9 protein-coding genes, 5 tRNA genes and 2 pseudogenes are annotated in these 7,768 nt (G+C 71.6%); 8 read left to right on the plus strand and 8 right to left on the minus strand.

The features are described from left to right. A pseudogene (locus GT042_RS19900) lies at nucleotides 1-433 on the plus strand (hypothetical protein); the annotation flags it as partial. A gap of 68 nt (nucleotides 434-501) precedes the next feature. On the opposite strand, the gene GT042_RS19905 reads toward GT042_RS19900, so the two are convergent. Both GT042_RS19905 and GT042_RS19910 read right to left on the minus strand, forming a co-directional pair. Continuing rightward, nucleotides 502-573, minus strand: a tRNA-Val gene (locus tag GT042_RS19905). Nucleotides 574-651: 78 nt separating this feature from the next. Next, nucleotides 652-1,161 (minus strand): TIGR02611 family protein, encoded by a 510-nt coding sequence (locus GT042_RS19910; RefSeq protein WP_161310078.1) that lies wholly within the window; start codon nucleotides 1,159-1,161, stop codon nucleotides 652-654. 190 nt (nucleotides 1,162-1,351) lie between these two features. Here GT042_RS19910 and GT042_RS19915 point away from each other — a divergent pair, with 190 nt between their 5' ends. Together GT042_RS19915 and GT042_RS19920 are read left to right on the plus strand one after the other, a co-directional pair. Beyond that, nucleotides 1,352-1,765 carry an SsgA family sporulation/cell division regulator gene (locus GT042_RS19915; protein ID WP_003959770.1) on the plus strand — a complete coding sequence of 138 codons (414 nt, stop codon included), beginning with the start codon at nucleotides 1,352-1,354 and terminating at the stop codon, nucleotides 1,763-1,765. Between the two features lie 258 nt (nucleotides 1,766-2,023). Then, complete coding sequence (locus GT042_RS19920; protein WP_161310079.1) at nucleotides 2,024-2,593, plus strand: CGNR zinc finger domain-containing protein; 570 nt, start codon at nucleotides 2,024-2,026, stop codon at nucleotides 2,591-2,593. A 27-nt stretch (nucleotides 2,594-2,620) separates the two neighbouring features. Here the strand turns inward: GT042_RS19920 and GT042_RS38260 are convergent, their stop codons facing one another. Both GT042_RS38260 and GT042_RS19925 read right to left on the minus strand, forming a co-directional pair. Next, a complete protein-coding gene (locus GT042_RS38260; RefSeq protein WP_167034211.1) occupies nucleotides 2,621-2,773 on the minus strand; it encodes a hypothetical protein in 153 nt (50 codons plus the stop codon). 171 nt (nucleotides 2,774-2,944) lie between these two features. Next, nucleotides 2,945-3,394 carry a hypothetical protein gene (locus tag GT042_RS19925; RefSeq protein WP_161310080.1) on the minus strand — a complete coding sequence of 150 codons (450 nt, stop codon included), beginning with the start codon at nucleotides 3,392-3,394 and terminating at the stop codon, nucleotides 2,945-2,947. Between the two features lie 229 nt (nucleotides 3,395-3,623). Here GT042_RS19925 and GT042_RS19930 point away from each other — a divergent pair, with 229 nt between their 5' ends. Beyond that, entirely contained in the window at nucleotides 3,624-4,142 is a 519-nt protein-coding gene (locus tag GT042_RS19930) for a DsbA family protein (protein ID WP_161310081.1), read from the plus strand. Nucleotides 4,143-4,156: 14 nt separating this feature from the next. Here the strand turns inward: GT042_RS19930 and GT042_RS19935 are convergent, their stop codons facing one another. Genes GT042_RS19935 through GT042_RS19945 form a run of 3 tightly spaced genes read right to left on the minus strand, consistent with a single transcriptional unit; the run spans nucleotide 4,157 to nucleotide 7,005 of the window. Continuing rightward, nucleotides 4,157-5,020, minus strand: coding sequence for a GNAT family N-acetyltransferase (locus tag GT042_RS19935; RefSeq protein ID WP_161310082.1), 864 nt, complete (start codon nucleotides 5,018-5,020; stop codon nucleotides 4,157-4,159). Nucleotides 5,021-5,080: 60 nt separating this feature from the next. Continuing rightward, the gene (locus tag GT042_RS19940; protein ID WP_161310083.1) at nucleotides 5,081-5,902 is read right to left on the minus strand and encodes an aminodeoxychorismate lyase; all 822 of its coding nucleotides are present in this window, start codon (nucleotides 5,900-5,902) and stop codon (nucleotides 5,081-5,083) included. Beyond that, on the minus strand, nucleotides 5,902-7,005 hold the full coding sequence (locus GT042_RS19945) for a chorismate-binding protein (RefSeq protein ID WP_161310084.1): 1,104 nt from the start codon (nucleotides 7,003-7,005) through the stop codon (nucleotides 5,902-5,904). Before GT042_RS19945 ends, GT042_RS19940 begins: the two co-directional genes overlap by 1 nt. A gap of 190 nt (nucleotides 7,006-7,195) precedes the next feature. Between GT042_RS19945 and GT042_RS19950 the strand changes: the two genes are divergently transcribed. From GT042_RS19950 to GT042_RS19965, 4 genes are all read left to right on the plus strand, one after another. Further along, a tRNA-Cys gene (locus GT042_RS19950) sits at nucleotides 7,196-7,269 on the plus strand. 1 nt (nucleotide 7,270) lies between these two features. Next, nucleotides 7,271-7,342 (plus strand) — tRNA-Val (locus tag GT042_RS19955). Nucleotides 7,343-7,387: 45 nt separating this feature from the next. Then, nucleotides 7,388-7,459 (plus strand) — tRNA-Val (locus GT042_RS19960). A gap of 42 nt (nucleotides 7,460-7,501) precedes the next feature. Continuing rightward, nucleotides 7,502-7,573: transfer RNA gene (locus GT042_RS19965), tRNA-Val, on the plus strand. A 67-nt stretch (nucleotides 7,574-7,640) separates the two neighbouring features. Here the strand turns inward: GT042_RS19965 and GT042_RS19970 are convergent. Further along, nucleotides 7,641-7,768 (minus strand): annotated as a pseudogene (locus GT042_RS19970) (zf-TFIIB domain containing protein); the annotation flags it as partial.

Genomic DNA, 7,768 nt, shown 5'->3' on the forward strand with positions numbered 1-7,768 from the left:
GCCCGAGGCGTACACGCTGCCGGTGACCGTGCCCGCGCTCGCCGTGGGCCTGCTGCGCCGCCGGCGCGATCCGGAGGCGTCGTCGTGGACCGCGTACGGGCCCGGTCTGGCCGCCACGCTGCTGCCGAGCCTGATGGCGGTCCAGGGCGATCCGCACTGGGCCCGGCCGCTGCTGCTGGGGCTCGGCGCGCTCGCGGTCACGCTCGCCGGTGCCCGGTTCCGCCTCCAGGCGCCGCTGGTGCTGGGCGGCGCGGCCCTGGCGCTGGTCGGCCTGCACGAGCTGGCGCCGTACGTCGTCCAGGTGGTGGGCGCCCTGCCCCGCTGGCTGCCGCCGGCCCTGGCCGGACTGCTGCTCCTCGCGGTGGGGGCGACGTACGAACACCGCCTGAGGGACGCGCGCCGGCTGCGGGACGGCCTGAACCGCCTCCGCTGACCCGAGGCCGTCGGCGAGAACGACCGAGGCCCGCGGACCTGTACAGGTCCGCGGGCCTCGGTTCCGGGTGGGCGATACTGGGTTCGAACCAGTGACCTCTTCGGTGTGAACGAAGCGCTCTCCCACTGAGCTAATCGCCCGGGAACGCACCGCACACATTACCCCATGTCAGCGCCGCTCCCCGCCGTGCGCGGGGCCGCCGGTGGGCCGGTCCGGGGTCAGCGGTCGATGTTCCACGGCAGGACCCAGCCGAAGTACCAGAGGTAGACCGCGGCCGCCGCGGCGAGGATCGCGACCCCGATGCTGGTGAGCACGATGTTCCGCCGCCTGACCTTGGGGTCCATGGCCTTCTGGGCGGCTTCCGTGACCTTCCGCTTGGTCCAGCGGAGCACCAGCTGCGCCCACACGAACTCGGTGGCCCAGATCGCCATGCCGCCGAAGATGATCAGCCAACCGGGGCCCGGGAGCGGCAGCAGCACGACACCCCCGCCGACCACCGCGAGCCCGACGATGAAGACCCCGACCTGCCAGCTCAGATGCAGCGGCCTCGACGCCTTGATGAAGCCGGGAGCCCGGGAGCCCAGCTCCGCCGTCCCGGTCCGTTCGTCCTCGGTCTTCCGGACCCGCACCAGATGCGCCCCGGATTCAACTTTTCCGTGGTCCGCGCCGCCGTCCGTCGTAGCCGTCGGTACGACGACGTCCCCCCGCTCGTCACTCTCCGCATGCATAACCCCCAACCTACCGGAATCGGTCACGTCACCGGAATGGCGGTATGGCCAGAAGTCACGCACCGCTGTACGAGCTACCCCAAGGATCACAAAACAGACAGAGGGGTTTACAACGACACCGTAGGTGGCATGTCGATTTCGCCGACGTGCGAATCCCCGAGCGCACACTGAGCGAAAGGCCCTGGCGCTTATGAACACCACGGTCAGCTGCGAGCTGCACCTGCGCCTCGTTGTATCGAGCGAGTCCTCACTGCCTGTACCCGCGGGCCTGCGGTATGACACGGCCGATCCCTACGCCGTGCACGCCACCTTCCACACCGGAGCCGAAGAGACGGTCGAGTGGGTCTTCGCCCGCGACCTTCTCGCCGAGGGGCTGCACCGGCCCACCGGCACCGGCGACGTCAGAGTCTGGCCGTCGCGCAGCCACGGTCAGGGCGTCGTCTGCATCGCTCTGAGCTCTCCGGAGGGCGAGGCTCTGCTCGAGGCCCCGGCGCGGGCCCTGGAGTCGTTCCTCAAGCGGACCGACGCCGCGGTGCCACCGGGCACCGAACACCGCCACTTCGATCTCGACACGGAACTCTCGCACATCCTGGCCGAGAGCTGAGCCAGGCCGAGGGCCGCTCGGCGCCGTCCGACTCGGGGAGACGGCGCCGCGCTGACAACCGCATACGGAGAACACCGGCGCCGTCGCCGCGGAACCCACCGCGGCCGACGGCGCCGGTGCGTCCGCCGTTGCCCGCGTGTGCGCCCGCGTACGCCCGTGCGGGCAACGTGTCCGAGCGAGGCCACGCCCGCCCCGTACAGCGGCTAAAGTCGGCGGGATTCGGCGGGCACCGGCCCGCAGCAGGCCAGGGAGCGGATCGTGCTGATTCCCCACGACACCAGGATCGCCCTCGACACCGTGGTCGATCTGGTGAACACCGCGCCGGACGGCGACGCGGCGGAGGTCACGCCCGACGGGCTCGCGGACGTGGCGGCGCTGCACACCTTCGTACGGGATCACAGCGTCAGCGGGGTGGAGGAGCTGGGCGTCCGCGATCTGCGGGCGGTGCTGGACGTACGGAAGCGGTTCGCGGACGTGTTCGGGGCGCCGGACGCGCCGACGGCGGCCGCCCTGATCAACCGGCTGGTGGCGGGGGCGGGCACCACCCCGCAGCTGACCGACCACGACGGCTACGACTGGCACGTCCACTACTTCGCGCCGGGCGCGTCGGTCGCCGACCATCTCGCCGCCGACTGCGGAATGGCCCTGGCCTTCATCGTCGTGGCGGGCGAACAGGAACGGCTGCGGCGCTGCGAGGCCCCGGACTGCGGGCGCGCGTTCGTGGACCTCTCACGCAACCGCTCCCGGCGGTACTGCGACAGCCGCACCTGCGGAAACCGGCTGCATGTGGCCGCGTACCGGGCGCGCCGCAAGGAAGCGGCCGGCTGAGCCTCGCGGGCCGTCGCTCGTCGTTCCTCACAGCAGGAACAGGTCATGGACGGCCGCCATCAGCAGCAGGGCGCCGATCACCGTGAGGAAGATCATCAGGGGCGGCTGGGAGAGCGCGAAGAGGCAACCGCGCTGCTCATCGGTGGGTGCGGGGGTCTGGTCCCGGGAGGTATCGAGCATCTCGGGGCGATGATGACCTACCCCGAAGGGCGCTGATGACCAACACGCGTCTTCTGCTCGGTAGTTCATCATATTCCGTGGAAACCCGTCCGGCATTCAAGACGGGGGCCGCTCAGAGGCCCTTTTCGGGGGTGACGGCACCCGGGACGTGCTTCTCGGAGTCCGTGTTTCTCAGAGTCCGTGCTTTTTGAGGATCGCCTCGATGTCGCTGAAGTCGTCGCCGGACCCCTTCGCGCGCGGCGCGGGCTGCGGCTCGGGCCGTACCGCCGGACTGCGGCCCGGCAGGGAGGGCGCGGACGCCGCCGGGGCGACCGCCTCGCGCCGCGCCGCCTTCGCGGCGGCCCTGCGCTCCTTGCGGGTGCCGCCCCTGCGGCGTTCCACCGCCCGGGTGCCCAGGAAGAGCAGCCAGGCGACACCCAGCACGACGAAGCCGAGCCAGGCCACCGGCGAGAAGGCCGTGTGCGCGACCCACTTGACGACACCGGTCATCACCAGACCCACCGGGACCAGGGAGTACGCCGCGATGCGCGTCGCCGACAGGAACCGCTTCCGGTACGCCGTCACGGCGGCGATACCCAGACCGGCTGCGGACACCGCGGAGAAGATGGTCTCGGCAATCATCGGGTCCTCCAGGCAGGCCGGGTCGTCGTCGGAACGTGTTCTGCATCCACTGTGCACCTGGTGGGGCGGTCGGGGCCACGCAACGGGGTGACCTCAGGGAGATCTCGGGGGCATCTCGGGGACTCCCTCCTCCCTGGGGCGGGGACGGGGAGAGCCGGGAGGTCCTCGGGGCCGCTTCCCCGTTCCGGGTGGTTGGGCCGGGGGCGGCCGGGCTGGGAGACTGCCGTCCATGAACGATTCCGCCCCCGCCGGCCCCGTCCTCCTCGACTTCTGGTGCGAGCTCCAGTGTCCCGACTGCCGCCACGCCCTGGAGGACCTGCGGGCGCTGCGCGAGCGGTACGGGAGCCGGCTGGAGCCCCGGCTGCGCCACTTCCCGCTGGAGAAGCACCGCCACGCGTTCGCCGCCGCGCAGGCCGCGGAGGAGGCCTTCGAGCAGGGGCGCGGCTGGGAGTACGTGGAAGCCGTCCTGGCCCGTACGGACGACCTCGCGGCGAAGGGCGAGCCGGTGCTGGTGGAGATCGCCGGGGAGCTGGGCCTGGACGCCGAGGAGTTCGACACCGCCCTGATCGACGGCCGGCACATCCTGATCGTGGACGCGGACCAGGCCGAGGGCAAGGCGATCGGGGTGACCGGCACGCCCACGTACGTCGTCGACGGCGAGCTACTCGACGGCGGCACGAGCCAGGAGGGGCTGCGGGCGCGGATCGAGGCGATCGTGGACCGGGTGGTGGCGCGAGGGGACGCCTGACCCGGGCGTCGGGCTCAGAGAAGCGCCTTGCGGAAGTTCCGGTGCGTCGTCACGTAACCGAGCGACTCGTACAGGCGGATCGCCGGGGTGTTGCCCGCGAAGACGTGCAGTCCCAGCCGGGTCGCCCCGAAGCCCAGGGCCACGCCCTCGGCCAGCAGCATCAGGGCGCGGCCGTACCCGTTGCCCCGCTGGTCCTCCCCCACCACGACGTCGTACACGTACGCGCCCGGCTCGTCGGGCGTCTCCTCGCGCCGGGAGACCCAGAGGGTGCCGACGACCTGTCCGGCGTGGACCAGCGCGCTCAGGGAGACGCCGGGGGTGGCCGGGCCGTCGGGCAGTGCCTCGGTCCTGGACGTCTCCGCCTTGGCCCTGGCCAGTTCGGGCGATGCGCCCCGGTCGATCCAGGCCTGCGCGTAGCGCGTGGCCGTCGCGGCCCACCAGGCGTCGTACTCGCTGTCTTCGAGCGGCCGGCCCTCGGTGCCGGCGGGCAGCCCGGGCGGCCGGGACGGCAGCGGCTTGACCATGTTGCTGCTGCGTTCGGTGTAGCCGAGGGCGGTGACGAGGCGGAGCGCGGGGTCGGCGTCCTCCGCCTGGCCGGCCGTCGCGGGGATCTCCACGGAGGCCAGCACCTCCCCGCATCCCCAGCCGCGCAGCACCTCTTCGGCGGCGAGGGCCGCGACCGTACCGCGTCCGCGCCGCCGGTCGGGTCCGTCGATCCGCAGCGCCCGGATCACGCCGACCGCGGGCCCGAAGCCGGGGTCGGTGCCGAGTGCGACCGTCCCGACGGGGCGGCTGTTCACACATACCTCGTACGTACGGGAGCGGGCGCCGTCGTCGGTCTGCTGGAGCGGCTCGGTCGGCCGCAGTGTGGTGGTCATCAGGGGAGTTGTACCCGTCCTCCGCCCCCGGAGCATCCGATTTGGACGGGTGGCCCGTCCCTACGGGTCGAGGTCGGCGCCGGAGCGTTCGTCGAACACCCGCATCGCCTTGGCGGTCACCGGCCCGGGGCCCGTGGGGAGTTGGCGTCCGTCGACGCGGTGGACGGCCTGCACGTCGCGGAGGGTGGAGGTCAGGAAGATCTCCTCCGCCCGCTCCAGGGCGTCGAACGGCAGATCGGTCTCGTGGGCGCCGGTCCAGTCGACCGTCAGGGCGCGGGTGATGCCGGCCAGGCAGCCGGACGCGAGGGGCGGGGTGTGCAGCTCGCCGTCGAGGACGACGAAGACGTTCGAGCCCGTGCCCTCGCAGAGTTGGCCCACCGTGTTGGCGAAGAGGGCCTCGGACGCGCCCTGTTCGTGCGCGCGGGCGAGAGCGACGACGTTCTCCGCGTACGACGTGGTCTTGAGGCCGGTCAGGGCGCCGCGTTCGTTCCGCGTCCAGGGGACGGTGATCACGGCGGTGGTGTCCGGGCGGCGAGTCGTCTCACCGGCGGCGACGACGAGGGTCGGTCCCGCGTCGCCCCGGTCGGAGCCGAGGGGGGAGAGCCCGCCGGTGTAGGTGATCCGGAGGCGGGCCAGGGCCGCCGGGTTGGCGTCGAGGACGGCCGTACAGGCGCGGCGCACCTCGTCCAGGTCGGGATCGGGCAGGCCGAGGCCACGGGCCGAGCGGGTGAGCCGGTCGAGGTGGCGGGTGAGGGCGAAGGGCTGTCCGTGGACGGCCTTGACGGTCTCGAAGATGCCGTCACCGACGGTCATTCCGTGGTCGAGCACGGATACGTGGGCGGATTCCGCGGGGTGCAGTGCGCCGTTGACCCAGATCTTCATCAGGCGGTCCTTCCACTCTTTTCGTACGTGCCGTACTCGTCCGCTCCGCCCTCGTCCGCCCCGTACACACCCGAGGCGAGGGCCAGGAGGCGGGCGGCCTTGAGTTCCGTCTCGCGCCACTCCCCCTCGGGGTCGGAGCCCCAGGTGATGCCGGCGCCGGCGCCGAAGCGCAGCACGGGCCCGGCCGCTCCGGCGGTTTCGGTGCGGTCGATCCAGAAGGTGCGTATGCCGACGGCGAGGGAGGCGGTGCCCCGGTCGGCGTCGACCCAGCCGATGCCTCCGCAGTACGGTCCGCGCGGTTCGGCCTCCAGCTCCTCGATGATCGTCAGGGCGCTGGACTTGGGCGCCCCGGTGACCGAGCCGGGCGGGAAGGTGGCGGGCAGGAGGTCGGACCAGCCCGCCTTCTCGGTGAGTTCGCCCCGTACGGTCGACACGAGGTGGACCAGCCCGGGGTACGGCTCGACCCGCATGAGCGCGGGGACGGTCACGGAACCGGGGGCGCAGACGCGGCCCAGGTCGTTGCGGACGAGGTCCACGATCATCACGTTCTCGGCGCGGTCCTTGTCCAGGAGTTCGGCGGCCGTACGGGCGGTGCCCTTGATCGGACCGGACTCGACGGTGAGGTCGTCGCGGGAGAGGTACAGCTCGGGCGAGGCGGTGGCGATCTCGACGCCGTGGCCGGGGAGCCGGATCGTACCGGCGTACGCGGCGGGGTGTTCGCGGGCGAGCAGGGCCGTCAGGGCGTCCACGTCGGCCGCGCCGGGGTCGGGCAGGGGGGCCGAGAGGACCCGGCAGAGGTTGACCTGGTAGACGTCACCGGCGGCGATGTGCTCGCGGATGCGCCGTACGCCCGAGGTGTACGCGGCGTGGTCGAGCGACGACGTCCAGTCGTCGGCGCCGGGTCCGCGCCACTGCCCGGGGAGCGCGGCCGGCACCGGTTCCGTCCGTACGTCGTCGAAGCGGGCGCAGGTCAGGTGGCCTTCGAAGTCCGCGGCCACCGCCCAGAACCCGGTGGAGTCGAGGGCTTCGGGATCATGGGTGACATCCCGCAGCCCGGAGGCGACGAGGTTCCCGAAGCGGGCCAGAGGAGCGAGGTCGTGCACGGTTGCGAGTCTAGAACAAGCCCCACCGCGCCGCTCCGGCCGGAACGCACCGTGCACGCACCGCAGCACGCTGCGCAAACGCGTTTTTGTGCTGGCTCGGGAATCCGCTAGAGTTCAACTCGTCGCCGGGCCGTGCACACGGAACGGAAACGACAGGCCCACGTGGCGCAGTTGGAAAACGCGTCGCTCGGGTGGAGTGGCCGAGAGGCGAGGCAACGGCCTGCAAAGCCGTCTACACGGGTTCAAATCCCGTCTCCACCTCCAAGGACGATTAGCTCAGCGGGAGAGCGCTTCCCTGACACGGAAGAGGTCACTGGTTCAATCCCAGTATCGTCCACGCAGGAAAGGCACGACAGACAAAACCGCATGATCGGTACGTCCCGCGCGATTAGCTCAGCGGGAGAGCGCTTCCCTGACACGGAAGAGGTCACTGGTTCAATCCCAGTATCGCGCACGCAGGATGAGCACGATGTAGGTAAGCAGTGGTGAGGGTCCCGCGCGATTAGCTCAGCGGGAGAGCGCTTCCCTGACACGGAAGAGGTCACTGGTTCAATCCCAGTATCGCGCACGCGTACCGAGAGAAGCCCCCGGCCGTACGACGGCCGGGGGCTTCTTCCGTTCACACGGCTGTGGCGTCAGGACGAGAACAGCATCCGGCCGAAGCTCTTGTTCTTGTGGTGGCCGCCGTGGCCGCCGTAATGACCGCCGTGCTGGCCGTGCTGCGGGGCGCCCCACGCGGGCGCGGGGGCCGCCGGGTAGGCCT

Origin of the sequence: Streptomyces sp. SID3212 (assembly GCF_009865405.1) — a bacterium.
Taxonomy (GTDB): Bacteria; Actinomycetota; Actinomycetes; order Streptomycetales; family Streptomycetaceae; genus Streptomyces.

What these genes read in the sequence shown, in the direction of transcription:
- GT042_RS19910 (WP_161310078.1), bottom strand. Translation starts at nt 1,161, where the DNA reads ATGCATGCGGAGAGTGACGAGCGGGGGGACGTCGTCGTACCGACGGCT.
- GT042_RS19915 (WP_003959770.1), top strand. Translation starts at nt 1,352, where the DNA reads ATGAACACCACGGTCAGCTGCGAGCTGCACCTGCGCCTCGTTGTATCG.
- GT042_RS38260 (WP_167034211.1), bottom strand. Translation starts at nt 2,773, where the DNA reads ATGCTCGATACCTCCCGGGACCAGACCCCCGCACCCACCGATGAGCAG.
- GT042_RS19925 (WP_161310080.1), bottom strand. Translation starts at nt 3,394, where the DNA reads ATGATTGCCGAGACCATCTTCTCCGCGGTGTCCGCAGCCGGTCTGGGT.
- GT042_RS19930 (WP_161310081.1), top strand. Translation starts at nt 3,624, where the DNA reads ATGAACGATTCCGCCCCCGCCGGCCCCGTCCTCCTCGACTTCTGGTGC.
- GT042_RS19935 (WP_161310082.1), bottom strand. Translation starts at nt 5,020, where the DNA reads ATGACCACCACACTGCGGCCGACCGAGCCGCTCCAGCAGACCGACGAC.
- GT042_RS19940 (WP_161310083.1), bottom strand. Translation starts at nt 5,902, where the DNA reads ATGAAGATCTGGGTCAACGGCGCACTGCACCCCGCGGAATCCGCCCAC.